Annotated in this window: 24 protein-coding genes; 4 read left to right on the top strand and 20 right to left on the bottom strand. The window is 58.5% G+C overall.

What is annotated here, in order from left to right; all coding sequences use genetic code 11:
- Both cooS and ACZ5K9_RS10580 read right to left on the bottom strand, forming a co-directional pair.
- Nucleotides 1-1,884, bottom strand: a complete 1,884-nt coding sequence (gene cooS, locus ACZ5K9_RS10575; RefSeq protein WP_464271301.1) for an anaerobic carbon-monoxide dehydrogenase catalytic subunit — start codon at nucleotides 1,882-1,884, stop codon at nucleotides 1-3.
- A 293-nt stretch (nucleotides 1,885-2,177) separates the two neighbouring features.
- Nucleotides 2,178-2,654 carry a PilZ domain-containing protein gene (locus ACZ5K9_RS10580; protein WP_464271302.1) on the bottom strand — a complete coding sequence of 159 codons (477 nt, stop codon included), beginning with the start codon at nucleotides 2,652-2,654 and terminating at the stop codon, nucleotides 2,178-2,180.
- 245 nt (nucleotides 2,655-2,899) lie between these two features.
- Here ACZ5K9_RS10580 and ACZ5K9_RS10585 point away from each other — a divergent pair, with 245 nt between their 5' ends.
- Nucleotides 2,900-3,271: a hypothetical protein gene (locus tag ACZ5K9_RS10585; RefSeq protein ID WP_464271303.1), complete on the top strand. Its 372-nt coding sequence runs from the start codon at nucleotides 2,900-2,902 to the stop codon at nucleotides 3,269-3,271.
- Nucleotides 3,272-3,362: 91 nt separating this feature from the next.
- Here the strand turns inward: ACZ5K9_RS10585 and ACZ5K9_RS10590 are convergent, their stop codons facing one another.
- The 15 genes from ACZ5K9_RS10590 to ACZ5K9_RS10660 form a co-directional block, all read right to left on the bottom strand.
- Nucleotides 3,363-3,935: a nicotinate-nucleotide adenylyltransferase gene (locus tag ACZ5K9_RS10590; RefSeq protein WP_464271304.1), complete on the bottom strand. Its 573-nt coding sequence runs from the start codon at nucleotides 3,933-3,935 to the stop codon at nucleotides 3,363-3,365.
- 4 nt (nucleotides 3,936-3,939) lie between these two features.
- Complete coding sequence (locus tag ACZ5K9_RS10595) at nucleotides 3,940-4,626, bottom strand: CDP-alcohol phosphatidyltransferase family protein (protein WP_464271305.1); 687 nt, start codon at nucleotides 4,624-4,626, stop codon at nucleotides 3,940-3,942.
- Between the two features lie 27 nt (nucleotides 4,627-4,653).
- Complete coding sequence (locus ACZ5K9_RS10600) at nucleotides 4,654-5,469, bottom strand: sugar phosphate isomerase/epimerase family protein (protein WP_464271306.1); 816 nt, start codon at nucleotides 5,467-5,469, stop codon at nucleotides 4,654-4,656.
- A 126-nt stretch (nucleotides 5,470-5,595) separates the two neighbouring features.
- Nucleotides 5,596-7,032 carry a DNA integrity scanning protein DisA nucleotide-binding domain protein gene (locus tag ACZ5K9_RS10605; protein WP_464271307.1) on the bottom strand — a complete coding sequence of 479 codons (1,437 nt, stop codon included), beginning with the start codon at nucleotides 7,030-7,032 and terminating at the stop codon, nucleotides 5,596-5,598.
- Between the two features lie 92 nt (nucleotides 7,033-7,124).
- Entirely contained in the window at nucleotides 7,125-7,727 is a 603-nt protein-coding gene (gene yedF / locus ACZ5K9_RS10610) for a sulfurtransferase-like selenium metabolism protein YedF (protein ID WP_464271308.1), read from the bottom strand.
- 288 nt (nucleotides 7,728-8,015) lie between these two features.
- Entirely contained in the window at nucleotides 8,016-8,453 is a 438-nt protein-coding gene (locus ACZ5K9_RS10615; protein WP_464271309.1) for a Fur family transcriptional regulator, read from the bottom strand.
- Between the two features lie 11 nt (nucleotides 8,454-8,464).
- A complete protein-coding gene (locus ACZ5K9_RS10620) occupies nucleotides 8,465-9,277 on the bottom strand; it encodes a metal ABC transporter permease (protein ID WP_464271310.1) in 813 nt (270 codons plus the stop codon).
- Entirely contained in the window at nucleotides 9,270-10,058 is a 789-nt protein-coding gene (locus ACZ5K9_RS10625; protein ID WP_464271311.1) for a metal ABC transporter ATP-binding protein, read from the bottom strand. Before ACZ5K9_RS10625 ends, ACZ5K9_RS10620 begins: the two co-directional genes overlap by 8 nt.
- Entirely contained in the window at nucleotides 10,055-10,987 is a 933-nt protein-coding gene (locus ACZ5K9_RS10630) for a metal ABC transporter solute-binding protein, Zn/Mn family (RefSeq protein ID WP_464271312.1), read from the bottom strand. The genes ACZ5K9_RS10625 and ACZ5K9_RS10630 overlap by 4 nt, the downstream gene beginning before the upstream one ends.
- A 253-nt stretch (nucleotides 10,988-11,240) precedes the next feature.
- Nucleotides 11,241-12,296, bottom strand: coding sequence for a selenide, water dikinase SelD (gene selD, locus ACZ5K9_RS10635; protein WP_464271313.1), 1,056 nt, complete (start codon nucleotides 12,294-12,296; stop codon nucleotides 11,241-11,243).
- Nucleotides 12,289-13,170 (bottom strand): NAD(P)H-hydrate dehydratase, encoded by an 882-nt coding sequence (locus ACZ5K9_RS10640; RefSeq protein WP_464271314.1) that lies wholly within the window; start codon nucleotides 13,168-13,170, stop codon nucleotides 12,289-12,291. Before ACZ5K9_RS10640 ends, selD begins: the two co-directional genes overlap by 8 nt.
- Nucleotides 13,158-13,712 carry a putative Se/S carrier protein gene (locus ACZ5K9_RS10645; RefSeq protein ID WP_464271315.1) on the bottom strand — a complete coding sequence of 185 codons (555 nt, stop codon included), beginning with the start codon at nucleotides 13,710-13,712 and terminating at the stop codon, nucleotides 13,158-13,160. Before ACZ5K9_RS10645 ends, ACZ5K9_RS10640 begins: the two co-directional genes overlap by 13 nt.
- A 5-nt stretch (nucleotides 13,713-13,717) precedes the next feature.
- Nucleotides 13,718-13,936, bottom strand: coding sequence for a sulfurtransferase TusA family protein (locus tag ACZ5K9_RS10650; protein ID WP_464271316.1), 219 nt, complete (start codon nucleotides 13,934-13,936; stop codon nucleotides 13,718-13,720).
- An 11-nt stretch (nucleotides 13,937-13,947) separates the two neighbouring features.
- Nucleotides 13,948-15,039 carry a YedE family putative selenium transporter gene (gene yedE / locus ACZ5K9_RS10655; protein ID WP_464271317.1) on the bottom strand — a complete coding sequence of 364 codons (1,092 nt, stop codon included), beginning with the start codon at nucleotides 15,037-15,039 and terminating at the stop codon, nucleotides 13,948-13,950.
- A 473-nt stretch (nucleotides 15,040-15,512) separates the two neighbouring features.
- Nucleotides 15,513-16,451, bottom strand: coding sequence for a selenium metabolism-associated LysR family transcriptional regulator (locus ACZ5K9_RS10660; protein WP_464271318.1), 939 nt, complete (start codon nucleotides 16,449-16,451; stop codon nucleotides 15,513-15,515).
- Nucleotides 16,452-16,704: 253 nt separating this feature from the next.
- Here ACZ5K9_RS10660 and ACZ5K9_RS10665 point away from each other — a divergent pair, with 253 nt between their 5' ends.
- Nucleotides 16,705-17,820 (top strand): putative NPN-dependent ornithine cyclodeaminase, encoded by a 1,116-nt coding sequence (locus ACZ5K9_RS10665; RefSeq protein WP_464271319.1) that lies wholly within the window; start codon nucleotides 16,705-16,707, stop codon nucleotides 17,818-17,820.
- A 154-nt stretch (nucleotides 17,821-17,974) separates the two neighbouring features.
- Here the strand turns inward: ACZ5K9_RS10665 and ACZ5K9_RS10670 are convergent, their stop codons facing one another.
- Entirely contained in the window at nucleotides 17,975-18,922 is a 948-nt protein-coding gene (locus ACZ5K9_RS10670) for a carbamate kinase (RefSeq protein WP_464271320.1), read from the bottom strand.
- 75 nt (nucleotides 18,923-18,997) lie between these two features.
- Complete coding sequence (locus ACZ5K9_RS10675; protein WP_464271321.1) at nucleotides 18,998-20,338, bottom strand: cyclic 2,3-diphosphoglycerate synthase; 1,341 nt, start codon at nucleotides 20,336-20,338, stop codon at nucleotides 18,998-19,000.
- 209 nt (nucleotides 20,339-20,547) lie between these two features.
- Between ACZ5K9_RS10675 and ACZ5K9_RS10680 the strand changes: the two genes are divergently transcribed.
- Both ACZ5K9_RS10680 and ACZ5K9_RS10685 read left to right on the top strand, forming a co-directional pair.
- On the top strand, nucleotides 20,548-21,438 hold the full coding sequence (locus tag ACZ5K9_RS10680) for a flavodoxin family protein (RefSeq protein WP_464271322.1): 891 nt from the start codon (nucleotides 20,548-20,550) through the stop codon (nucleotides 21,436-21,438).
- 269 nt (nucleotides 21,439-21,707) lie between these two features.
- Nucleotides 21,708-22,640 (top strand): NAD(P)-dependent oxidoreductase, encoded by a 933-nt coding sequence (locus ACZ5K9_RS10685; protein WP_464271323.1) that lies wholly within the window; start codon nucleotides 21,708-21,710, stop codon nucleotides 22,638-22,640.
- Nucleotides 22,641-22,813: 173 nt separating this feature from the next.
- On the opposite strand, the gene ACZ5K9_RS10690 is transcribed toward ACZ5K9_RS10685, so the two are convergent.
- Nucleotides 22,814-25,384, bottom strand: a complete 2,571-nt coding sequence (locus tag ACZ5K9_RS10690; protein WP_464271324.1) for a CHASE4 domain-containing protein — start codon at nucleotides 25,382-25,384, stop codon at nucleotides 22,814-22,816.
- Between the last annotated feature and the right edge of the window lie 27 nt (nucleotides 25,385-25,411).

Genomic DNA, 25,411 nt, shown 5'->3' on the forward strand with positions numbered 1-25,411 from the left:
TCACAACCCCAGCGCTTTTCTCTTTTGCCGGATATGGTCGATGATGCGAGCCGCCGCCTTTTCCGGGTCGGGCTCCACGGCAAAAGAGGCTCCGAGCAGGTTTTGGATATCTTCGGTGAGAAGCTTGACAACGTTGGCGCTGCCGAAAATGGGCGGTGCCGTGCCCAGTACGGTAAACACTCCGGAGGCTACAGCATAACAGGCAATGGAGACCGCTTTTTCCGAATACCATTCCGGAGCGGCGGCGGCCAAGGGAAGATCGGAAATATCGGTTCCAAGCGTGTTGGCCAAGGCAGCGGCCAGGTCTAGAATGCGCACGTTATCCACACAGCTTCCCATGTGAAGGACCGGCGGTATGCCGAGGGTTTTGCACACCTGCTGCAGTCCCGGGCCGGCTTGCCCCGCGGCTTCCGGCACCTTGAGGCCGGCTTTGGCGTGGGCGACGGCGGCGCAGCCCGTGTCCACAACCAGAATGTCGTTTTCAATGAGGCGCCTCGTCAACGTCACGTGCCCGTGGTCATGACGGATTTTTGGGTTGTTGCAGCCGACGACCCCGACGGCCCCTTGCACGGCGCCGGACTTTATGGCCTCGATCAGCGGGGTGGGACTTCCCCCCAGCGCGGTTATAATGGCTTCGACGCTGAACCCAGCCATCATTTTCGTCGGTTCCTTTGGGGGGACGAGAATCTTGGCCGGGATGCGACGCGTGAAGTTTTCCACGGCCTGCCGGACCAGTTCCCGAGCTTTTGCTTCGGCGGTTTCCGGGTGGAACTCGTGGTGGGCCATGTGCGGATACTTGGCCTTGTCGCTCGTGGAGACCATGAGGGTGTGGTAGCATGTGGCGATCTCTCCCAAAGCGGGCATGATGCACTGATAATCCACCAGCATCATGTCCACGAGCCCGGTGCTTAGAGCCAGCTCCGTCATGAGGTGGTTGCCCGCCATGGGGATGCCGCGGCGCATCAGCAGCTCATTGCCCGTGCAGCACAGCCCTGCCAGGTTGATGCCCTTGGCGCCTTTTTGAGCTGCCAACGCGAGGAGTTCCGGGTCGTTGGCCGCTTCGAAAATCATTTCGGACACAATGGGATTGTGTCCGTGAAGGACGACGTTCACCTGATCCTGTTTAAGGACTCCAAGATTCACCTCCGATGCCACCGGCTGGGGAATCCCGAAAAGAATGTCGGACACTTCTGTGGCAATGAAGGATCCTCCCCAACCGTCGGACAAAGCATTGCGCAATCCGTGAAGTAGGAGGCTTTGCCAGTCGTTATCGACACCCATATGGGTGCGGTGCATCATTTCCGAAGTTTCCCGATCGATGCCTCTTGGGGTGATTCCCAGCTTTGCCCAAAGCGCCCGGCGCTTCTCCGGCACTCGGGCAAGAAAGGTCAAGGCCTTTTTTCGGGTGCCGAATTCCTCTTCCATGGCATGAGCCAGTTCCACAGCCAGGGTCTGAGGTGTCTTGCCGTCAAGGGCGATGCCGAATTCCGCCGCCACCCTTTTGAGCTTATCCACGCTGCGGATGGTGTATCCCGGGGCTTTCCCCTCTCCCACCTTGCGAAGAACCTCCACAAGATCCCGCCCGTGGTCCGAATGGGATGCCGAACCGGCGGCGATCATGCGTCCGAGATTGCGGGCGACGATAATGTCGGCGTCGGCGCCGCAGACACCTTTCTGGGGGCCTTCCCCGAAGGGGTCGATACGGCACGGTCCCATGGCGCAATTGCGACAGCTGAGGCCGAGTTCGCAAAATCCACATTGGGGCTTTTGCGCTTCGTAACGGTCCCAGACCGTTTCAAGGCCGTCTTGGCAGGCTTTCTGCAAAAAGAGCTGCCCGTCCTCCGTGGTGGTGCGCGCTTCGATCTCTTCCTTCTTGAGTAACATGGCTACTGCCCTCCTTGGGATAGATCTTCAGATCTCCCGGTTTTTGGAGCGGACCCCAAAAAAATGCGCGGGAAGATAGGAGAACCTCGCGCTGCAATGCCCGTGTTGGGGATTGTGGGCGGAATCGGCCCCTGTCAGTCACGCCGTCCTTCATGGCGGTCCTTTGGAATTGATGGAGCCATAGCTGGTTCAGGGTGCGTCAGATATTACGCAAAACTTATCCCAAGGACGGTATATGGGTCAAGGCACGAAGAAAATGGAGAAAAACTTTCGGGGCGATACACAAAAATCGGCTAAGGCATGAGGAAAAAGGCGAGCGCCTTTTCGGAGCCCGGATGGTAATCCACGAAGAGAACGCCGACATTCTTCCCGTCAACCCGCCGCACCTCTCCTGTAACTTTGACTAAAGATTTCCGCTGGTCGGGGAGCGGAATCTCCATGTACACAAGATCACCGACTTTCAGATCGTGGGCCCCGGGGGTTTGAAACTGGCAGCCTGTCTGAGAGAGGTCCCGGACGATCATCTGCCTTAGAGGGGTGTTGGCATCCCCCGTTTTTTTTCGATAATCTCCGAAAATGAAGACATCTTTCCGATAGGACTTGCGGGTTTCAAAGGAGACATGGAAAGAATGACCACAGGTGCAGCGGACTCGAACGACCTTCTTTTCCGAAGCAAGACTTGAAGCATTCACCCGGCGGGTGAAACCGCATTGGGGGCAAATAATGGTTCCTTTCCCATCCTGCGTGACAAAGACTTTAAATTGGGTCATGGCTTCTCCTGAAACCTGCCTTGCCTCTCCATTGCGGAAATTCCGTGGGGAACGACCCACGAGGTTGACGGTCGGGGATGTGAAGTCAACTCATTGGAAAGAGTCGGCAGAACCACGAGGCGTCTTTAGCACATTTTGAGCCAGGTGGGAAGATCTGGATGCGCAGCATCAAAAAGAGCCGCCCTGCCTTCACCGGCCCGAGCGGCCGTTGAGGACGCCCCGAGTAGTGGGAAGGAGGTGCAATCATGAGTCGCACCATGGAGATTGAGATCCGCCTTGTTCCGGCATACGAACGGGGAGGTTTCGGTCGACTCTATCCAGGCTGCGCCGCCCTGTTCCGAGATGTGGGCAAAAAGCACCTGGTGGACGATCCACCCACCCTGTACCATCTTGTGGATGAGCTGGCTCGGACGGCGCGGGACCCCAAAGTGTCCAAGGAATGGAAGAAAGTGCTGGAAAAACACGTGCCGGCACTGGTCCACTGCCGAGACACGGCGCGAGAGGCACTCCTTACACGGGAGCTTCGAGATTTGGATCAGCTTTTGTACCGGCTGGAAGATCTTTTCCAAGAGCTGGACAAAGACCTCCAGTGGGAGGTCCCGTCAGGCAAGGCTTAGCCTGCCCGAGGCCGTTGCTGGACCCGGGCGGGTTCTTCGTGGGGGGTTCAGCGGATACGGTCCCGCGGGGTCTTAAAAGCCGAGACTCCAATCAATCCCGTCGTTCCGCGGCGGTCTGGAGCCGTTGGGCGATCTTCCAAACTTTAACGAGCCAGGCGGTGGTTTCGGGGACCAGGTGCTCCCAAGGGAGCCCCTCCCGAATGCGTCGGCGTACCTCGGCGGCGCTGATTCCCTTGTGTTCCAGGGGTTTTTCCCACAGCACGTGGGTTTTTAAGCCAAGAGATTGAAACATGGCGAGTTTCTTGCGGCCCCAATCGTCATAAATGGTGAGGAAGAAAACTGCATCCAGGGGAACGTAGTAGCGGTAACGATCCGGAAAATTCACGGGAAAGGGCACAACGGTGAAATCCTGCAGCGGGACCCCCTGAGATTCCAAAGCCTGACGCACCATGAGCTGCCTTTCGAAGTAGGTCAGAGGGTTGGCTGCAGGGTCGCTGCGGGTGGGATCCGTCTCGTCCTCGGCGGTCAGCGCCGGTTCCGGATTGGTGATTCCCACGACCAGATGCCCACAGCGAGCCTTTCCCGCCATGAGGTATCGGAGATGGTCGTGATGGAGGATTTGGAAGCGGCCGTGAATGACACCGCACGATTCCCATGGTTCCATCCCGTCACCTCTTTGTATGGGTTGCGTGGTTTTTTCCAGATTCCGGCAGAAGGTGTGCCGTTTTGACACGCAGGAGCCTTCGGATGACGACGATGTTGGTGAGGCCGGCCAAAATCAGCAAAGCCATCCACGGGGCCCCTTTCCAGAACACCGTCGCCCATGCCGACACAATGATGAGCGCGCTGCGGGTGCCTTTGCTGGCCAATGTGGGAGGACCCAAATCCAGCCCAAGATTTTCTGCCCGGGCCGTGGTGTAGCTGATGAGGCTGCATCCGATGAGGGCGGCGGCGGCCAAAGGGATGAGCAGCCCCAAAGGGATGGCGGGCACTTCCTGGGCGACGTAAGTGCTCATGCCCACGAGCAGCGCCCCGTCGGCATAGCGGTCCAGCGTGGAGTCCCAGAAGGCTCCCCATGGGGTTTCCATGCCCCTCATCCGCGCCAGTTGGCCGTCAACGCCATCCAAAACCTGAGCGAACGCCGCCAGACACCCGGCGGTCAGGCCCCATCCCAAACCGAAAACCACCCCGGCGAGCACTCCTAAGGTGGTGGAAGCCACCGTGATCATCCAAGGACGCACACCGGGCACCTGCGCTACATGGGGTGTGAGGCGTGCCGAAAGATGAATTTTGATCCAGCGAAGAATGAACCGATCGGTGGGTTTTGTCTGCCAGGGCGGTACGGATGAAGACAAAAGCACTTTCCTTTTCAGGTGAACCTTTTACACACCGAATCCCCCGATGCCGACGTTGCCGTTGTCTTTTTGCAGATAGGATCGGATGACGTCAAGAGTGGATCGCACCGAAGGCTCGTCCCGCAGCTCCAGCACCCACCATTCGCAGGCGGGAAGCGTTCTGAGCAGATCCAGCCGATCGGCCACGTCTTCCACGGATTCCGGGGGGAAATGGCGGTCGTCCAATTCCAGATGATAGACGTGGGCATTGAGGATGCGTTCTGCATGAGGCGTGAGGAAATCGTGGAGGTCGAACCGTTCTGACACAATGGATGGGCTGACCACCGCATGGCCGATGTCAAACGTGCCCCATAGGCCGCAATGTCGCAACATCTTTTCAAAGAGCTCCGGCCGACTGGTCCACCCCCATGCCAAATTTTCCAGGCACAATCGCACACCGAGCCGCTGGGCCACAGTGTTCAGGCGCGAGAGGTTTTCCAGGGTTCTGTCCCAGGAGAGGTCTTCCGTGGTATTTCGGCCGAGACCCACATGAATTGTGAGGCACTGTCCGTCCAACTTGGACACCAGGCGGCACACCTGTTCGAAAATCCGAAAAGCGGCTTGAGCCTTTCGCGGATCGTCATGCCCCAAATCCACCGTGGGAAAGGCGGCATGGTAACGGACTTCCAAAGGCCTCAGCTCGGAAAGCTTCCTCGCTATGCCCGAGGCTTCCTTAGGGTTTTGTGGAAGCTCCTTTTGCGTGAAACTCCAGTCCACACCCTCCAGGCCGACCTCCAAGGCAAAACGGCGCAAACGATTGCAATCCTGAGTAAAATTAGGGCACGCCAGTTTGGGTTTCCCCATGGACCTTGATCCACCTCCCTACCCCATGCCAAACACACGCCCCCATCACGATCTCCAAGGGCTGAAGAAAACGATAATCTCCGTACCTCTCGTGATCCAATAGGAAATCACAATGGGAATGTCGCATTAGCCGAGGGAAATCCAATCGGACAACGTGGGCGGGGTACCGCTCAAGATAAAAGTGGGGCTCCACGGGCAGGACGCGGAAAGTTCAACGCCGCCGTGAATGACCGACACGGGGCGGTCCGAAGAGACGACGACGATGAAGGTTTGTTCCTGTTGCGCGCTGAACCGTAACGCCGAATTGTATCGGGCGCCTCGGGATCGATCTTCGCCCGGCACGCTGGTGCCATCCAAAAGGCAAGCGAATCGGTAAAGCTTCCCGTCGCCGCCGATGTGTAATGCCCCGTCCATTTTGGATAAGGATTTGGCCAAATCCAGATTGGCCGGTTCCCGAAGATCCAGCGGGCTTTCCAACAGGTGCCCGGAAATGGGAAGGATCGCGGATCCCAGATCCAAAACCAACGTGCAGCCGTGTTTGCGTTCCTGCGCGTTATGGACGATGCTGGCAACGATTTGAAAAAGGGTATGAGCTGCCGATGGATCCATGTCCGAAGTGAGCAAGGCTTCTTCGAGTTGCACCAGTTTCGCCCGGCGGTTGGAGGAATAGAAGCGCCCTTCGGAAAAACTGCACACGGGTTGCCCATTCAGTCGGAGAAAACCGTAACTGCCCAAAAACTCCGCGCTGATTCGGTATTCCGGCAGCGGCCCTCTACCGATCCCGACAAGGGTCCGGCCGTTGGAGACGAGCCATCGTTCGGAATGTTCTACAGCCAGCAAAATCTTTCGAATATGTCGTGCATTGCTGATGGCCGGGCGTTCCCATTCCGGAAAGACGGCCATGAGCGGCAAGTCCTCAAGAAAGCCGTCTTCGATGAAGACGAGCTTTCCTCGAGGCCAGGCCCCTTCTTCGGGAGTCTTGGACAGTTCCAAAACCGCGTCCAAAATAGGATAGATGCGCAGACGACTGTCCCAGCCGAGTTTGAGGTTGAGTTCGTCGAGGAGGGCATCGTGCACGGCGTGAGTGGCGTACTCTCGCAGCACATACTGAGAAGAATCGGTATAGAAGGTTTTGGCGGTGGCGAAATCATGAGACAAAAGAAACGCGGCGTGCTCCAACCAGCGCTCTGTGGGAATAATGGAACACATGTCCGGATGATGTTCCGTGAACCACATTTGGTAAAAAATCGATCGGGATCGGCCGCCAAAGGAGATGAGCCCGGAAAGATGCAGGTTGGGTTCGACAGAAATCTGCCCGAAGCGTTTCATACCACGGATATCCGGGGCTTTGGTCCGCCAGGCGTCGCTGTCCAGGTAAAGTTCTTTGAGTTTGGGTTCGTGGCCTCGGAGCAGGTCTTCCGGGTCGCACACTCGGATGGGATCTTCCGGCTTTTCTGCGTAAAGACAAGCGACCCGACTCGGCCCGGAAAAATGCGTCAAGCCCTCCCGAAGCGCTTCCAGGACATTGAAAATAAGGCGGTTCCGAGCAGTTTTTGAGGGCATGAGGCGTCCTTCTGCAGCCTGCGGTCACGGAAAAACACCCCATGTATAGAAACGACGGAGAGTTTGTCAATCGGGCAAATCGCCCCCTGGCGCTAGGTCAGGCTGATGACGCGATCGGCCAATTGCATGGAGGTGACGATGTCCAGCATGTTGGTCGTTTCTCCCACCGCCTTTTTTTCCAGAAGGCCGAAGTGGTTGAGGCAGGTTCCGCAGACCAGAATGGACACCTTGTCTTTTTCCAAGTTCTTAAGCGTTTCCAAGACGGGAGAATCCTCGACGGTGAGGTGCACCCCGCCGTTGAGAAACACCAGGCGCCATAGGGCGGGTCCCATCTCTTTCAACGTTCCCAGGAAGTTTTCCATGAGTTTTGCCCCGAGCCCGTCATCACCGGTTCCCAAACGGGATGTGCCCACCAAGACCAAGATGCGGGACGATTCTGCATCCTTCTGGGGGGAGACGGCCTCAGCACTGGCAGGGGCGCCGCGACGTCCCTGAACCAGATAGTCACTTCCATGTTCCTGCACCTGAACATGGAAACCCGTCCGGCTGAGAAACCGACTCACATTTTCCTTTGCCGCCGGATTGTCCACCACCACCGTGATACAATCCACCGACGTGCGATCCAGGATGTCTTTGACTTTCAAAACCGGCGCCGGGCACGCCAAACCCCGGCAATCCAAACGTTCTTCGCTCATAGTGCGTCTCCATCAAAGGGCTCTAGAACATGTCCTCTTGACGCTGCTTGCGTCTCTTCGCAGGATACGGCACGATCACCCTCTTTCTCAAATGGGCCAGCCCGCCGCCTTTCCCATAGACAACGGCCCCCCCTGCCCATGGGGTCGTCACCACTGCGGGAACAACGGCGCACGGACGATCCTTCGGAAAAAGCATAGAGAAGCATGGGGATGAGGGACAAATAGATAGTTCCGATAGCTCATGGCGTCGAGATTCGACCGTACCGATGAACGGCGCCGCCGGGCTGCTCATGGTTTTCTCAAGCGACATTCATGGCAGATGCCGTCTACGCGGATTTCATACTTTTCCACAATTCCTGGAAGCCCGGCAGAAGCGCTCTGGGAAAGCATGGGGAGGCTTTCCGGAGGCAGACACGCCATGAGGCCGCACAGGCGGCAGTAAAAATGCGCATGGCGTGGATGGTTTTCGTTGGGAGCCAACCCGTAACGAAAGCTTCGGTCCCCGGCGCTCATCTTGTCCACCACACCACCTTCCACGAGGGATTCGAGCACACGGTACACCGTCACACGATTTATGCTTCGGTCGGTCTGGAGGGCATCGAAGACTTCTTGGGCCGTCAGCGGGTTTTTGGCGGTTCCCAAAACTCTCAATACGGCCAGACGATGTCCCGTGGGACGAATCCCCACGTTTTCGAGAAACTTCCGATAATCGCACCGCTCGCACATGGCGTGTTCCCTTATCGCCTGCGGTTTTTGAAAACATCCAGGCTGACTGAGGCGAAATAACCGGCTGCCGCCACGCAGATGATGGCCGCTCCCGAGCTGACATTGAGCGCAATGGAGAGACTCAAGCCGACTATCCCGAACACCATATTATAGACCACCGCGCGGCAGATCATGCCTTGCAATGAGCGGCTTCGTTTTTCGGCGATGTATGGGGCGATGGTCAGAAAAGCGATGACGAGAATGAGTCCCACCACCTGCACCAGAACGACCACCGTCAAAGCTATCAGACCCACCATGCTGAGATAAAAAGCCGTGACGGGAAGACCCCGCACCCGCGCGAAAGATTCGTCGTAGGAGACGGCCGCCAGTTCTTTATGGAAAAGCACCGCACACGGGATCACTACCGCCGTAAAGGCGGCCATGGCCATGAGGGATCCCCGGGACACCGTCAGGATGCTCCCGAAAAGATAGCTCATGAGATCGGCGCCGTAACCCGGGGTCAGATCCACCAAAAGCACGCCCACGGCCATGCCGAAAGCCCAGAGTACACTGATGACGGTGTCGGCGCGGTGTCGTTCTCGAAGAGACAACACGCCCATCAGCATGGCGGCGGCCGACGTAAACCCCAAGATCCCCAAGATGGGCGGAATCTTCAAGAAAAACGCGAGCCCCACACCTCCGTAGGCCGCATGGGCCACCCCGCCGGCAAGATAGGCGATGCGATTGGCCACCACATAGGTGCCCACAATGCCGCACAACACCGCCGCCAAAACCGCGGCGGCAAAAGCGTGTTGCACAAAAGACAGCTGAAGCCACTCACCCACGATCTTTGCCTCCGTGATAGGGCAGCACCCGATGGGGCAAATGGCCGTGTCCTAAAAGTTCCACAGGACATTGATAGCCAAGACGCAACATGTCCTCCGTGATTTCCGGAGAAGGATGGTGGACAAGGGAACGGTTCACGCACACCACCGACTTCACATAGGTGGAGAGCACCAGAAGATCATGGGTGACCACAAGGATCGTCATCCGTTCGTTCAATTCCTTGAGATGACTGTAAAGATCCGTCTGTCCTGCCGCGTCCACACCGGCCGCCGGCTCGTCCAGGAAGAGCGCATCAGGTTCTGAAGCCAAAGCCCGGGCGATGAACACCCTCTGCCGCTGACCGCCGCTCAACTCATCCAACCGTGCTTTTCGGTAGGGGAGCATTTCCATGCGATCCAGGGCGGCTTCCGCCGCCGAAACATCCTGGGCCGAGTAACGGCGGAGCAGATGTCCCGGGCCGAGGCGACCCATGAGGGTCAGTTCCAAGACGGTCAGCGGGAAGTATCGATGGATATGAGCATCTTGCGGGACATAACCCACGCGGTGGACTGTCTTCGCGGGGATATCCCCGAAAAGGGACACTTTGCCGCTCTGGGGTTTGAGGATTCCCAGCAGAATTTTGAGCAATGTGGTCTTTCCTCCGCCGTTGGGCCCGATGACGGCCACGAAATCCCCCGCGCTGACGGTGAGGTGGACATCCTCGAGCACAGGATGGTGATTGTAGGCATACGTGACGCCTTGAACAACCACCACTTTATCCCCTTGGTCTTTTTCCTTCATGGCATAGCCTCGCGAATCCGACGAGAGACGAGACGTAAATTGTCCATCCAGTTTTCCGCCAGCGGGTCAAGGGATTCCAGATGTGCTCCGATCTCCTTCGCCACCATTTCGGCTGAACGCTTCGAAAACTGAGGCTGCACAAAGAGCGTTGTCACGCCCTTCTCTCGGGCCGAGACCACCAGCTCTTTCAGGTGCGCCGGCTTGGCTTCCTTGCCTTCCGATTCCACCGCCACTTGGCGCAAACCGTACGCATCGGCGAAGTAACCCCAGGAGGGGTGGAAGACATAGAACTCCCGAGGGGGTTTCGCGTCCCGGAAAGTTTTGTGAATCTCGAGGTCCAAGGCCGCCACATCCTGAAGAAAATTCTTGTAGCGCGCCTCGTAACCGGGCTGGTCCGCGGGATCCGCCGCGATCAAGGCCAAAACCATGGGGCGCGCCATGGCCATCACCATCGGCGGAGACAACCAGACATGCGGGTCGGGTTCGCCCTCGTCATGCCCATGGGAATCCTCCGCTTCCTTGCCCGGTCGGTCCTTTGGCTCCCCATGAATGTGTTCATGGGCGTGACCCTGGCCGGTGATGGGCCGCTTGGATAATCCCTCATCCGTGGCAACCACCTGCAGTTGAGGGTTCAGCGAGCGGACACGACCCAGGAGGTTTTTCTCGAAAGGGATGCCGATGGAGAAATAGAGCGAGGCTTGCGTCAGAGCTTTCATCTGCGCCGGGGAAGGTTCATAGGTGTGCGGGTCCGCTCCCGGCGGCACCAAGGCTGTCACGTGCACGCGATTTCCCCCCAAACGCTCCACAAACTCCTTCTGGGGAGGCAAGCTCACAAAAACCTTAAGGGGCTCTGCGGGCCGTGCTTCATTGGCCCATCCCGACAAAACAACCGCAACCATCATGGCGAGACGGAAAAATCGAGCCGACATAGGCTGGCACCTCCATGCTTGAATAGCGTCCCCACCACGGCATCAGAAAGCCATGGCCCTATTTTGCAACTCATTTGCATTTATTGGCGCCAATGTCAAGGATGCGTTCTTTCACGGACGTCAGAAGAAGTTTTTCCCGTGGGGGGGGACGGTTCGTGTGATTTGTCGAAAAGTGGAAAACTGCCGGAAAGATGCGCAATCGTCCCGTTGTCCCCGGGGCGCGGCGGGTTTTCATGGGAGAGCGCTTCTCGGACTATCGAGCTCCGGTGACGTGGATGCGCTCCGTGGGATCGTCCAGCACCTCGCCGATGACGGCGGCGGGAATGCCTTTGTCGTGAAGAGCCTGGTAGAGGGGGTCGGCATGGGCTGCCGCCACGCAGATGAGGAGCCCCCCGGACGTTTGGGGATCGAAAAGAATGTCTTGAATCGCCAGGGGAACTTCAGGGGCAAAAGTCACCATGTGGTTTCGGAAGTCCCTGTTTTTGTAGGCGCCCGCGGGGATTAAACCCATAGAGGCGAATTCTTCGGCTTCAGGCAACACGGGCACCTGATGGGCATGGATGACCACACTTTTTCCGGATCCCTCCACCATTTCGGCCAGGTGTCCCAAAAGGCCGAATCCGGTGACGTCCGTGCAGGCATGTACCTGAAACCCTCGCAGGACTTCCGAAGCCGTGCGGTTGAGGGCGGCCATGAGCCGGGTGACGCGTTCGGTGAGTTCTGCCGAAGCAAGACGCGCTTTGATGGCGGTGTTGACGATTCCTGTGCCTAAGGGTTTGGTCAGAATGAGGTGGTCTGAGGCATGGAGGTTTTTCTTGGTGAGGATCCGTCGCGGATGAATGAACCCGGTGACGGAAAGACCGTATTTGAGCTCCTTGTCTTCGATGCTGTGGCCGCCGATGAGGACGACGTCCGCTTCCGCCAGCTTATCGATGCCGCCTTGGATGATGGCTCTCAAGACTTCCAACCCCATGTCTTTGGCGGGGAAGGCCACCAGATTCATGGCCGTTTTGGGGATGCCACCCATGGCATAAACGTCGCTCAACGCATTGGCGGCGGCGATTTGCCCGAACCAGTAAGGGTCGTCCACGATGGGCGTAAAGAAGTCCACCGTCTGAATCAGGGCCAAGTCTTCGGACACTTTATACACGCCCGCATCATCGGCCCGGTCCAGCCCCACCAGGACGTTCTCGTCCGTGGGAAAGCGCATGCCGCAAAGGGCTCGGTCCAGGTCCCCCGGAGCCAGTTTGGAGGCTCAGCCGGCCCCTGTGACGGTCTCTGTCAGTCGAATGGGCGGTGCTTTATCCAAGAGCTTCCTCCGCACCCATGCTGTTCGAAGCCTGGGTCAAGGCGTCAGGAATGGCAGGGATAAGATCGGCGACCTGGGTGGCCGGCGTGGGTCGGGCGATGTGCCCGATCCATCGGTTTGTTAAAGCCGCAGTGCGGCATGCGTCAAGGGGATCTTTGCCTGAGGCGCACAGGGCTGCGAGAATCCCTGTCAAGGTATCCCCCGTGCCGCCGATGGCTTCCATGGGTTCCCAGCGCGGTTCGGCTATAGTGGCCACAATGCGTCCCGATTGGGCGATATGATCCGTTTCCCCTTTGACCACAAGCCATCGGGATGCGTCCCCATGGGCATAGGCTTTCTTCACAAGATCGGGCACCGTAAGGTGGTCATGGAGGAGGAAGCCTCGGGTGTAAAAAGGGTGGGGGGCCGATTCATCCGCCAGAAAGGCCAGTTCGCCCACATCCGGGGTGAAAACATCGTACGCCGAAGCCTGCCCGCTCATTTTGGCCGCATACATGAATCCTGCATCGGCGATAAGCCATGGGCGGCGGGGCATGGCATCGACGGCAAACAACACCTTGTTGTGCCAGTCCACGTCGGGCTGGAGGTAATGAAAGACCAAGACATCCAAGGAAAAGCGGTGAAGGTTTTCCGAAAGGTATTGATACAACATCCGGCTGCCGTCGCCCCGTCCGATGTCTCCCACGAGAAACACCATCACGTCCTGTCCGGATAGCCGGTCGTTGGTGACCAGCGCTGCGGCCACAAGAGCCGGCGTTCCACGGCCGATGGGGACGCGAAGCCCCCCCACGAAGAGTCCATCGTCCGAAATCCGAGCAATGTCGTGAACGAGAGGAAAAGAAGGATCGGGGACCGTTCCCACTATGGCAAGCATCGACGGCACAGCTCCTCATAGGCCAATTGAAGGGCATATCCGCACAAGGTGTGTCCGAGGTCCCTCGGCTGAGGGGCCTCCGACAAGGTTTTGCCCACAAGACGATCGGCGAGATACGGCACATCGGGGCATCCGCCTCCGGAAATGTTCACAATGCGCAGGGTCTCCTTTTCCACGGTGATTTTCATGTTGGCGGCCCTCACCATGAGATGGCGGCCGTAGTCTTTGGTGTGGAAAAGGCTTACGGGTTCCAAGAGCGGTGCCGTCACCGGTACGATGGTCAACGGGTGCAGTCCGGCGGAGGCCAAGTGGCGTTCCAGGGACAGTTTCTCCATCAGCGGAAATTCGATAACCAAGTCGCACCCTTTTTGGATTCCCGGAGGAGGACCTTTGACGGTGACGGGATATCCGAGACCTTTCAGGTGCTTTTCCGCTTGGATGACTTCGCTGGTGTTTTCGAAAACGAGAATGCCCCGATCCACGGCCGCACCAACGGCGGTCTTGGGCTTGCGGGGCATGAGTTTTTTCAGAAAGCCAAACATGGCGATCATTCTTTGACGATATGGATGCGGTAGCCTTCCCCTTCGCCGGCCACGTCCTTGACGGCGTAGCCTTGGCTCTGGGCCGCCCGCATGACGTTTTCCTTCGATGTGTCTGTATCCACCAATACGATGAGCTCCCGAGGATTCTCTTTCTTGATGGATTCCAAGGTCATGAGCACCGGCTGAGGACAGGAAAACCCTCGAGCATCGACGGTTGTGGCCATGGCGTTCCTCCTTAAGCCGTCTTTTTTCGCATCGTCAAGCCGATGAAAAGACACACGGCAAAGCCGACGATCAGTCCTGCAATTCCATGAGGGCCGATCCCTTGGGGAGAACTGGCGAGGCCGAAGTTGTGGGAGAAGGCCGCACCCACGATCATTCCCATCACAAAGACCGCGGCATCCCCGTCCCCTTCGCCGGCCAGAAACAGTTGGCGTCCCGGGCAGCCGCCGGCCAAGGCGAAGGCCAATCCGGCCAAGGCCATGCCGGCGAAATTCCACAGATGTTGCGTGTGGGCCACAGGCTGCCCTGTAAAACCGGCTTTGAACTGCCCTAAGATCAGATTGGTCACGAAGGCGACCACGACCAGACTCACAAAGCCCCCAAAAAGATGGGTCTGTCGGAAAAGAATGAGATCCCGTAAGGCACCCATGGTGCAAAAACGACTCCTTTGAGCCAAAAAGCCCACCAAGAGCCCCACGATAAGGGAAGCGGCCACGGGAGCGTGCATGGAGCCCGGACCTTTAAGGCTGTAAAACAACACCCCGCTCTTGGGTTCTCCGGGAACCTGAGGAAATACCAGCAGGAGGACCAGGAAGCCCAGCATGATCAAAGGCAGAACCCATCCTACGGTCGCAGGCGCGGGTTGCGTTCTCCCGAGGGTATAGCCGGTTCTCAGAAAGAGCGTGCCGATCCATACGCCGAATGCCAGGCCCAGAAGCCCGAGGATGGCGTTGGCATCCCCGCCCGCCAGGCGCAAGATCGCCCGCCAAGGACAGCCGAGGAAAACAAGGGCGCCGATCATGGCAAACACCCCAAGGACGAAACGGACAATGGGGGCCGAACCCGCACGAGGGCGGAATTCTTTGAATAAATAGGCGGCGATGAGGGCGCCCAGGACAAAACCGATGATTTCCGGGCGCATGTATTGGACGACGTCGGCGCGATGCAGTCCTAAGGCGCCGGCCATGTCCCGTTCCATACAGGCAACACAGATTCCCATGTTGCCCGGGTTGCCCAGTTTCTGAAGCACCGGTGCCAAAACCCCGATCACCGCTCCCACCAGAATCACGCCCCATCGCGTCGCGAACACATTCTTGACGGCCATCGATGCTTCCTCCCTTCTCATCGTTCTCGCGAGGATCTCGTCTCCGATTCCATGAGGATGCCTCTAAAGAAACGCTCAAACCCCTCGGCGGCGTATGACCCGCGAAGTCGCCCTTCGCTTTGGATATGGCCCGGCGTGCGGGCGTCATCTCATGAGCCCCGGCATCTGTGATGTTCCCAAATCGAAGAGCTGAGTGCCCGTGCCCGAGACGTGTTCCAAAGAGAGTTAAAAAAAACTCCGCGAAGAAAACAAATAGGAAAGGCGGATGCGACGACGGCGGGTCTATCGGCTGTGCCGATTGTTCTGGACGCAAACTCCCGAAGGGGTATGTGCTTGTCCACGCGTCCGAGAGTGGGGCCCAAGCGTCCGGCTCGGAAGAAGCGGTTCGAAGGAGGCCGAAGAGAACGTCCTCGCCAACACGAATCCTGAAGGGCCTCATCATCCATAGCCCCGGGACACCTTCTCTATGGATCCTAGCCTCCCGAGGTCCGTCTATTTCGCATGGAGAGCTTGAGATCGTCATGATTGTGGGTTCTGAGGTGTTCTTCAAAAGCCAGGGATATCGGGGAGGCTTCCCGGCCTTTGCGCTTGACCAGATAAAACGGGCGATGGAAGCTCACCCCGTCAATGGGGACCACTGCCAAGCTTCCGTGAGCCACATCTTCCGCCACAGCCTGCCGGGATAAAATGGAAATGCCGATACCGGCCTTGACGCTTTGGCGAACGGCTTCCGTGGTGCTCATTTCCGCGACCACTTTGAGGCGTTGGAGATCAAACCCTGCGTTTTCCAGGATGTCGTAGGTCACCATGCGAGTCCCCGAGCCCCGATGCCTCGCGATGAAAGGCTCCTCCGCCAACCGTTCGAGGGGAATGGAAGTTTCGCGGGCCCACCGATGGTCTTTGGGCACCACCAGCACCAGTTCATCAGAAAAGATGCGCTCGAAACTCAGGCGCCGATCTTTCCACATCGATCCCACAAGGCCGAGTTCGTGACGTCCTTCCGCCACGGCATCGGCCACTTCCTTCGTCCCGGCGATGTGGACACTGATCTGGACTTCCGGGTGACGCTGCTTGAAAAGGCCGATGAGCCGAGGCAGGATGTAAGTTCCTGGGATCGTGCTTGCCCCGAGGTGCAACGCTCCGGTGAGGTCGCCTCGGTAGGCCGCCATGGCCTGAACGGCTTCCTCTTTGATCTGGATCATCTTTTTCGCATACCGGTAAAGAATTTTCCCCGCCGGGGTGGGCAGAACCTCTCGGCCCAGTCGGTCCAGAAGCCTTTCTCCCACCATATCTTCCAAGGTCTTGATATGCTCACTGATGGTCGGCTGGGACAAGAGCACCGCTTCGGCGGCTTTCGTGAAACTGCCAAGCTCCACAACCCTGCAAAACACTTCCAATCGTCGAATATCCATCGTCCCGCTCCTGGGATTATTGGTTCAAACGATGCACAGAATGCACAAGCTCTATAGAAGAACCGACAGTCTGTCAAGGAAGGCGAGGATGCGAGGCGTTCTGCCACCATCACGCAGTGGACCATGGCCGTCTGTCCCATGGGTTTGTGTGCCGCCGTGAAGGTCGGGTTGTGGTTCGTGCAGGCCTGTGTTAATCCATTCGGGTCAAGCGTTCTGTGGTGCCAAGGACTCTTGAGCCCGACAGGAGGCCGACATGTTCTGGTTTCCACCGTATATCGCCCCGGATTTTTCCAAGCCGCCATTGCGGGACGCCCCGCTGGTGCGTTTTGCCGTCGTGGATCGTGCCGGCGTGGCTCCGGAAGGGTATCATGCCACATCCATTTTCCCGGAGTACTACCATGTGGCCCCTGGACGTTGGGAGCTCCTCAAGGAATCCCGCATGGACTGTGTCGTGGTTCAGCGCCCCGAAGGCACCCTGGAGGTGATGGAGTTTCGACGGTTGCAGGTGGGTGACCGCGTGGCCCTCGGACGAGGGGAAAATGGGGAAGAAGGGATTTACGTGCATGCGGAACCCTTCGGTGAAGACGGGGGGCGGGGCGACAAGTTCGCTTTCCGAACCCGGCTGACTCGGGAGACATCTTTTTCCATCGACTATGATGAGTTTTACGACCTTTTGATCCACGAGCGGGATCATGGGTATGTCGTCTGGGTCCTAGGCCCGGCCTTAGTTTTCGATCAAGACGCCCGGGACGCCTTCTGCGCCCTTATGGACCGGGGCTATGTTCACGGGATTCTTGCAGGCAACGCCCTAGCCGTCCACGACGTGGAAGCGGCCATGTTCGGCACGGCATTGGGGCAAGAAATCTATTCCAAGCGCCTGGCCCCGCTGGGCCATTATCATCATCTGGATGCCATCAATCGGGTGCGGGCCTTGGGATCGGTGGAAGCCGCCGTGCAGGCGGGCCTGGTGGCGGGCGGCATCATGCATACGGCGTGGAAGTGCAAGATTCCTGTGGTGCTGGCGGGATCTATTCGCGACGATGGGCCCCTGCCCGAAGTCGTCGCCGATGTGTACGCGGCTCAGGACCGGATGCGGGTAGTGGTGAGGCACGCCACCACCATCGTGGCGCTGGCGACTCAGCTCCATGCTATTGCCACGGGCAACATGGCGCCCTCCTATCGCGTTTTGGAGGACGGGACGGTGCGGCCCGTTTTCTTTTATACCGTGGACATGTCCGAATTTGCCGTGCAGAAGCTGGCCAACCGGGGTTCGCTCACCGCTCGGTCCGTGCTCACCAATGTCCAAGATTTCGTCGTCACGGTCGAGCGCGGGCTGCGCCGCCGGGAAACGCGCAAGACCTCCCCGTAGAACGAGACGCGCGCTCGCTTGGGGAAATGGCACCATTGCGGTCCATGCAGGCGTCCCGGGGCACAGGCCATGGAATGGGCACCGAATGCACCGAAGTTCCAGGCCATAAGTGATCTTCCTGGGGCTGCTGCGGGCTCCGGAAAGCCTGCGCTTGTCAGGGACGGAGGGTGATCTGCGTGCCGCTGGTGCCGGCCACAGTCCCCGCAATGTCTTCGATAGGGCCGATGGCCGCGCGCTTTCCGGTAGCCTGGACGAATTCCACGGCGGCTTCCACCTTGGGTCCCATGGACCCTGCAGGGAACTGGCCTTGGGCCAGAAGCTCCTGGGCTTCGTCAGCCGTGAGATGCGGCAGAAAACGCTGCCGAGGAGTACCGTAATCCAGATAGACGCCCGGCACATTTGTGGCGATGCAAAAGATGTCGATTCCCGCCTGGCGGGCCAGCTTGGCGCTGGCGAGATCCTTGTCGATGACGGCGTCCACACCGCAGAAACTCCGGCCTTCGCGCACCACGGGAATGCCTCCGCCGCCGCAGCATATGACCACAAAATCCATGGCGATGAGCTTTCGAATTTCCCGTTGTTCCACAATGGTGATGGGCCTCGGAGAAGCCACGACGCGTCGGTATCCTTGAGGCGTTTTCTTCACGGGAAAAGGCAGTGAAGGGACAACGTCTTCAGGATACACCGGCCCGACGGGCTTGGATGGATCTGCGAACGCGGGGTCTTTGGGGTCCACGACCACGTAGCTGATCAGGCTCACCAAGCACTTTTGGGTGACGATTCCTAGGGCCATGAGTTCGCTGTCCAGCGTCGATTCGATCATGTAACCGATTTGCCCTTGGCTCTGAGCCACCAGGATCTCCAGGGGCATGCGGGGCACTTCCGGGCAGGATTCTTGCTGAAGCATGAGGTTGCCCACTTGGGGGCCGTTCCCGTGGGTGATGACAATCCGGTAGGTTTCGGTGAGCTTGGCGATTTGGCGCATAGGCACCCGCAGATTGTCGAATTGTTCCTGAGCGGTGCCCTTTTGTCCTTCGCGGATTAAGGCGTTTCCCCCCAGGGCGACGAGAAGGACCGGTTTGGCGGGCGGGACGGGGCTCATGATCACTCCTGAGGTCATCACGACTTTCGAAAACCTTGAATGATGGAGCGCAGCGCCGGGGTTGGTCCTGCAGCTTTACCGTCTTTCGAGCGGGCCGAAGACGTGTGGCAGGCGCCGCTCGAGGGCCTGTTCCAGGGTCGGCTCGCCGTGGTCTCGGTATTCGTAGCGCACACGCACCGTGGGGTGTTTCAAAGACACAACGCGCGTGAGCTGGATGGGGGTGGCAAAGACGACGAGATCACACGGCACGGCATTGAGGGTTTCTTCGAGATCGGCGATTTGCCGCGGGCTGTATCCCATGGCCGGCACCACGGGCCCCATATGCGGGTACCGGGCATAAGTGTCTCGGAGACTTCCTCGGGCGTAGGGTCTCGGATCCACGACGGCGGCCGCCCCGAATTTTTGTGCCGCGATCATGCCGGCTCCAGTGGGCATTTCCCCATGGGTCAGGGTGGGGCCGTCTTCCACGACGACGATCCGCTTGCCTCGGATTGTTTCTGGATTGGAGACGATGACCGGCGATTCCGCCATGAGGATTTCAGCCGTCGGGGCCAGATCCCGGATGTTTTGACGCACCAGCTCGATGTTTTCTCTGGGCGCCGTGTCCACCTTGTTGATGACGGCGATGTGGGCCATCCGCGCGTTGGTTTCACCCGGGAAGTACAAACGTTCATGACCGGCGCGGTGCGGGTCGAACAGCACGATGTGAACGTCGGGCACATAGAACGGCGTGTCGTTGTTCCCGCCGTCCCAGACGATGACATCAGCTTCCTTTTCGGCTTCTGCGAGGATCTTTCCGTAGTCCACTCCAGCGTAGACGGTGATCCCCTGCTCCACGAGGGGTTCGTATTCCTCTCGCTCTTCGATGGTGCATCGGTGTTTTTGAAAATCCTCGTCCCGGCCGAACCGCTGCACCTCCTGAGACCGAATATCCCCATAAGGCATGGGGTGCCGAACGGCCACCACACGAACCTGTCGGCGGCGGAGGATTTCACACACTTTCCGGGTGGTTTGAGACTTCCCGCAGCCGGTGCGCACGGCGCACACGGCGACCACGGGCTTGGACGACCGCAGCATAGTATAAGTGGCCCCGATGAGAATAAAGTCGGCACCTTCGGCCATCACGAGAGACGCCTTGTGCATGACCTCCAGGTGGGGCACGTCGCTGTAGGAAAAGGCCACCAGGTCAATGCGGTGCTCCCGGATCAGCTCCGGGAGACCCTCTTCCGGATAAATGGGAATGCCTTCGGGGTAACCCGGCCCGGCCAGCTCGGGTGGGTAGCGACGACCTTCGATGTCGGGAATCTGTGCGGCGGTAAAGGCGATGACCCGGTATCTGGGATTGTTTCGGAAGTAGACGTTAAAATTATGAAAATCCCGACCGGCCGCCCCCATGATGATGACTTTTTCCACCACGCCCAGTTCTCCTTATCGATGCACGATGTGTGTGTCATCTTATCGGGCTGTAATCCGAGGATCAACGTTTCCGTCGGGGTGCGTGCGCTCTGCGTTTGCGCCTCGAGCGGTTTGCCGATAGACTAAAATTCTTCGGGCACAGGGGGAGCGTGCCAAGTGCCCGGACCGTTGGACTTCCTCCATGACGTGCAGGAAAGGAGCAGACCTTTATGAAAACATTGCTGGGGCTTGTGGCCTCCCCGAGAAAGTTCGGCAACAGCGAAATTTTCATCAAGGAAATCTATCGATGCCTGAACGGTTCTTGGGATTTGCGTCTCATTCGACTTCCGGAACTGGACATCCGCCCATGTTTGGCTTGTTATCAATGCCTTTTCGGGCCCATGCGATGCGTCCAAAAGGATGATTTAGGGCTGGTGTTGGACGCATTGGTCCACGCCGATGCGGTTGTCGTCGCAGCTCCCACCTACTTTCTCGGGGCCAACGCTAGTTTGAAACGTCTTCTGGACCGGGGACTGAGTTTTTATGCCCATGTGGACGCCTTGTGGGCGAAGCCGGCAGTGGGTGTGGCCATCGCCGGTGTCGTGGGGCTGGAAGGCTATACCAAGCTCATGGTGGACAGTTTTCTCAAGCTGATCCTTGCGGATCATCGGGGATCCGAGGTCGTCTACGGGGCGCTCCCCGGGGAAGTCCTCCGAGGGGCGGACGGTCCCGCTGCCGCCCGGAGACTGGCGTTGGCTCTGGAACAGGGGCCGGCCTCCCCGGATCCGAAGACACCGCGATGTCCTTTGTGTGGGGGAGACACGTTCCGGTGGCTCCCGCGAAAGGATGGGGATGCCGCCGAGCTTCAGCCCGTGCGCTGCATGACATGCAGCAGTGAAGGCACCGTGCGGTGGGACGGAACGGTTTTTGTCGTGGAAACGGTGCGTGGCGAACATCCCCTGTTTCTCACCAAAGAAGACACGGTGGCGCATCTAAAATGGCTCCAGGGCATGAAGGACCTCTTTTTGAATCAAAGAGACCAACTCAAGGCCGTCACCCGGGCATACAAAGACATGGGCACATGGATTCGGCCCCAAAAAGACCGAGGCTCGGACGGATAGACACACTGAAACTTGGCCTGGATGATTCGGGTTTAGGGGTGGGCCGACCGGGGACCTCTATGGGCGGAAAGACTTTAGGGTTATTTAAAGGGCCATCGGAGCGAAACAAGTTGGGTCCGGAGTCCTCAAGAACACGTCAACTGACGCTGATGCGCGGGCATGGCCGCGGGGAGTGTCTTAGGGCGTTTCCGCGGATCTAGAGGAAGCTGGTTCCCGACCCCGGCGTAAAACAAAAACCGTTTTCGGCAAGGAGATTCCCTGGAGGGACCATGGGATCGACGGAAAGATCAGCCTTGGAAACGGCGGATCCCGCCCGGATTCGCCTTGGGTGGATCGGGACCGGTGTCATGGGATCGGCCATGTGTGGCCATCTATTGAAAGCCGGCTATGCGGTGACGGTTTTTAACCGAAGCCGGGACAAGGCCGAGCATCTCTTGGAACGCGGCGCCGCATGGGGCGAGTCCGCGGCGCAGACGGCTGCGGCGTCCCAAGTTCTATTTACCATGTTGGGCTTTCCCGAGGATGTGCGGGAGGTGTATTTCGGCAAGAACGGCGTTTTCGCAGGGCTCCAGCCAGGCACGATTCTGGTGGATATGACCACGACGGAACCCGGTCTGGCTCGCGACATCGATGCCGAGGCCCGCCGACGTGGGGCTTATGCCTTGGACGCTCCGGTCTCCGGCGGCGATGTGGGCGCACGCCAGGCGACGCTTTCCATCATGGTCGGAGGGGACCCGGAAGCCTTTGCTGCCATTCGACCTCTGCTGGAAATTCTCGGGAAAAACATTGTTCATCACGGCCCCGCCGGATCGGGCCAACACGCCAAAATGTGCAATCAAATCGTCATCGCCGGGACCATGATCGGCGTGTGTGAAAGCCTCCTGTATGCGACGAGCGCCGGATTGGATCCCGAACGCGTGCTCCTGAGCATCGGCCGCGGGGCTGCGGCCTGCTGGGCGCTCGACAACTTGGTGCCCCGGATGATGCGCCGTGATTTTGAACCTGGCTTTTATGTGGAGCATTTCATCAAGGATATGGGCATCGCCCTCAAGGAGGCCCAGCGCATGAACCTGGCCCTTCCGGGTCTGGCCTTGGTCCATCAGCTCTATACCGCCGTGAAGGCCCAAGGGCACGGCCGCAAGGGTACCCAAGCGCTCCTGCTGGCCCTCGAGTCCTTGGCCGGACGTCAGCCCACCGTCTAAGGCCGCCCCCTCGCCGGCACCCCTGACTTTGACTGGGGACGCCGATTCTGCGGCCCCTTGCGGATCGAAGGCCGCCAGGGCGTGGCAAAGAAACGGTAGGAGCGCCGTTCGTGCGGTTCAGCGATTACCCCAGGCCGCCCGCTGCACGGAACGCCCTTCTTCCCTCCCGATTTCTATTGGACAGCCCCTTGGGGTAAATCGCCCGGAGGGCTCTGAAGCACCAAGTGGACGGCCTCCGCCATTTTTTGCAGGCTGTACGGTTTGGGCAGGTAATGGGAAACCCCCAAAGACGTCAAGGCGGCCACGCGTTCTTCAGACACGTCGCCGCTGACCACCAAGACTCTCTGGGTGGGGCGGTGTTTCAAGATTTCCCGGTACACATCCAAACCGTCCATATCGTCGCCTAACCTCATATCCAGCACCAGGGCGTCAAAGTCCTGGGTGAGTGCCAAAGCCACGGCTTCACGCCCGGTGCATGCGGTAAAGACACGGTAGCCAAGGTCCGTAAGGAGTTTCTCCACAAGGATTCTTTGGTCTTCCATATCTTCAACCACAAGGATCTTTTGGCCCGAGCCTTTGGGGAGGGTTTCCGTCCATTCCGCTCTCGAGTCGCCGGCGGGCGGATCGGCTTCCGGGAGGTACAAAGTGAAGGTGGTGCCGTGGCCCGGGGCACTTTCGACATCCACAAAACCGCCCATGTCCTTGACGGCATGCCAGATAACGGTCATGCCCAAGCCTGTGCCGCTCCGGCTTCCCATCTTCTTTTTCGTGTAGAACGGCTCAAAAATATGAGGGAGGTCTTCCGCCGCAATGCCGCAACCCGTATCCTGGATGCGCAGGCGGATCCAACGGCCGGCCTGCACCGTTTCAAAGCCGGATTTTGGTTGATCCAGTTCCACCCCATCGACAGCCACGGTCACCGTGCCCGTGTCGGCGATGGCTTCGACGGCGTTGCGCACGAGGTTCATCAGCGCTTTCTCGAGATGAGGTTCAGATCCTAAGCAGTAAAAATGCCGACTCTCCACCTGGATGACGATGCGGACGTCGGGATGCGCACTCCGAAGGACGGCAAATTCCGTGGAAGAAAAGACTCGGGTCATGAGCTGACCAAGATCGAAGCGCTCTGTCGTTTTTACGCCTCGGCGCGCGAGCGTGAGGAGATCCTGGACGATGGCACCCGCCTTCAAGCCGGCGTCGCGGATGAGGGTGAGCGGCCGGTACATGGGGTCGGCGGCGCTCATACGGCCAAGGAGCATATCGGGATAGCCCACCAGAGACGTGAGCAGGTTGTTGAGATCGTGAGCCACTCCACCGGCGACCAGACCCACGGTTTCCAGCTTCTTGGCTCGGTCCAACTGGGATTCCAAGGCTTTTTGGGCTCGGAGGTCTCCGACCGCTTCCAGAAGATGAGGCCTGCGGTTGTAGGTGACGGCCACGATGCTTCGCAACACCGGCACGCCCTTGCCTTCGCTGGTGGGCATCAAGCATTCCACATCGCGCACCTCCCGTCCCAGGTCCAACACGGGACATTCCGGACCTCTCGCTGGACACACCACATCCTTGCACGATCTGTTTCGGACCTCATCGAGCGACCGTCCCATGAGCTCTAGGGCTTTGGAGTTTGCCCACGACACCGTCCTCTTTTCCTGATCCACAAGGACGATGCCCACAGGGTTGGTCTCAAGGATAGTGTGCAACTCCTGCTGCTGCTCCAGTTTTTCTTCCACAGCTCTTTCTAGATTACGGAGCAGCTCATTCATAGACTGACGCAGGACCCCAATCTCGTCCAGATTTGACGCCTGCGCGGCATTTTCACTCACCAGGGGCAACTTTCGGGTCTTCAGGACAATGTCGCCGATTCTCCGAAGCACCTTGCGGTCCATAAAGTACCACAGAGCTCCCAGGCTCCAGAGAGCCAGAATCGCCAAGGCCGCCGCAAAGAGCCGCATGGACTGGACTGCTTGACGGTGGATCGAGCGTTCCATCTGAGTTTCCACGATCAACGCGCCATGGCTCTGAAGTCCCGGAAAAACGACGCGGCCCACTATCTGATCCTTGAAAAACTTCAGAGATATTTCTGGACTCCTGGGTTGGGCGGAGGAGACATCCGTTTCCAGGTCGTCCGCCGTCGCGGCAATGGTATGATTGGTGGTTGCCTGCAAAAAATCGATGATTTCCTGGTCCATTTCTCTCACGAGAACGAGCGTTCCCCGGGAGGGACCTGTGACGTCGCTGTCCAAGATAGGGCAGGCGGCGGTCAAAAGGGCTTTTCCTTCATGGACGAAAATCCCCGAGATGCAGTCTCCTTCATCCTGCGGGGAAAAGAGTGAGATCGTCTTTTGGACTTTTCCGAGGAGTTCCTCAGAGAAGCGGGTTTCCACACCTGTACTGAAATCAAATCTGGTCTGGTAGCGTAGGACTCGATCTTTGTTATAGAAGAGCATCCCATGGACGTGTAGACTTTTAAAGGATTCCGCGGTGAGATTTTCTTCGATGTATCCCGTGTTCAGGTCCTCGATGAACTGATAGGTCGCGCTCCAAAAGGCCCAGTCGCGGGTCGTCCGGACCATTTTGAGCATTTCGGCTTCCACCACGGTCCGAATGGTCCGGAGAACGTCCTCCGCCAAGCGACGTTCCACGCGGTCCATGGCATCCACTAGGGTATATCGGACGACCAACAGGGAAGCCCCGGCAAGAAAGGCCATCACTGCCAGGAAGACGAAAAAGCTTCGGGTGCGGAGCATGCCAAACCTTTCTTTCTTCCGACTCAA

It is taken from the genome of Desulfosoma profundi, assembly GCF_055387865.1.

Excerpts from the sequence above, each read along its gene's own strand:
- cooS (WP_464271301.1), bottom strand. The coding sequence starts at position 1,884 with ATGTTACTCAAGAAGGAAGAGATCGAAGCGCGCACCACCACGGAGGAC.
- ACZ5K9_RS10580 (WP_464271302.1), bottom strand. The coding sequence starts at position 2,654 with ATGACCCAATTTAAAGTCTTTGTCACGCAGGATGGGAAAGGAACCATT.
- ACZ5K9_RS10585 (WP_464271303.1), top strand. The coding sequence starts at position 2,900 with ATGAGTCGCACCATGGAGATTGAGATCCGCCTTGTTCCGGCATACGAA.
- ACZ5K9_RS10590 (WP_464271304.1), bottom strand. The coding sequence starts at position 3,935 with ATGGAACCATGGGAATCGTGCGGTGTCATTCACGGCCGCTTCCAAATC.
- ACZ5K9_RS10600 (WP_464271306.1), bottom strand. The coding sequence starts at position 5,469 with ATGGGGAAACCCAAACTGGCGTGCCCTAATTTTACTCAGGATTGCAAT.
- ACZ5K9_RS10605 (WP_464271307.1), bottom strand. The coding sequence starts at position 7,032 with ATGCCCTCAAAAACTGCTCGGAACCGCCTTATTTTCAATGTCCTGGAA.
- yedF (WP_464271308.1), bottom strand. The coding sequence starts at position 7,727 with ATGAGCGAAGAACGTTTGGATTGCCGGGGTTTGGCGTGCCCGGCGCCG.
- ACZ5K9_RS10615 (WP_464271309.1), bottom strand. The coding sequence starts at position 8,453 with ATGTGCGAGCGGTGCGATTATCGGAAGTTTCTCGAAAACGTGGGGATT.
- ACZ5K9_RS10625 (WP_464271311.1), bottom strand. The coding sequence starts at position 10,058 with ATGAAGGAAAAAGACCAAGGGGATAAAGTGGTGGTTGTTCAAGGCGTC.
- ACZ5K9_RS10630 (WP_464271312.1), bottom strand. The coding sequence starts at position 10,987 with ATGTCGGCTCGATTTTTCCGTCTCGCCATGATGGTTGCGGTTGTTTTG.
- ACZ5K9_RS10640 (WP_464271314.1), bottom strand. The coding sequence starts at position 13,170 with ATGCTTGCCATAGTGGGAACGGTCCCCGATCCTTCTTTTCCTCTCGTT.
- ACZ5K9_RS10645 (WP_464271315.1), bottom strand. The coding sequence starts at position 13,712 with ATGTTTGGCTTTCTGAAAAAACTCATGCCCCGCAAGCCCAAGACCGCC.
- ACZ5K9_RS10650 (WP_464271316.1), bottom strand. The coding sequence starts at position 13,936 with ATGGCCACAACCGTCGATGCTCGAGGGTTTTCCTGTCCTCAGCCGGTG.
- yedE (WP_464271317.1), bottom strand. The coding sequence starts at position 15,039 with ATGGCCGTCAAGAATGTGTTCGCGACGCGATGGGGCGTGATTCTGGTG.
- ACZ5K9_RS10660 (WP_464271318.1), bottom strand. The coding sequence starts at position 16,451 with ATGGATATTCGACGATTGGAAGTGTTTTGCAGGGTTGTGGAGCTTGGC.
- ACZ5K9_RS10665 (WP_464271319.1), top strand. The coding sequence starts at position 16,705 with ATGTTCTGGTTTCCACCGTATATCGCCCCGGATTTTTCCAAGCCGCCA.
- ACZ5K9_RS10670 (WP_464271320.1), bottom strand. The coding sequence starts at position 18,922 with ATGAGCCCCGTCCCGCCCGCCAAACCGGTCCTTCTCGTCGCCCTGGGG.
- ACZ5K9_RS10680 (WP_464271322.1), top strand. The coding sequence starts at position 20,548 with ATGAAAACATTGCTGGGGCTTGTGGCCTCCCCGAGAAAGTTCGGCAAC.
- ACZ5K9_RS10685 (WP_464271323.1), top strand. The coding sequence starts at position 21,708 with ATGGGATCGACGGAAAGATCAGCCTTGGAAACGGCGGATCCCGCCCGG.
- ACZ5K9_RS10690 (WP_464271324.1), bottom strand. The coding sequence starts at position 25,384 with ATGCTCCGCACCCGAAGCTTTTTCGTCTTCCTGGCAGTGATGGCCTTT.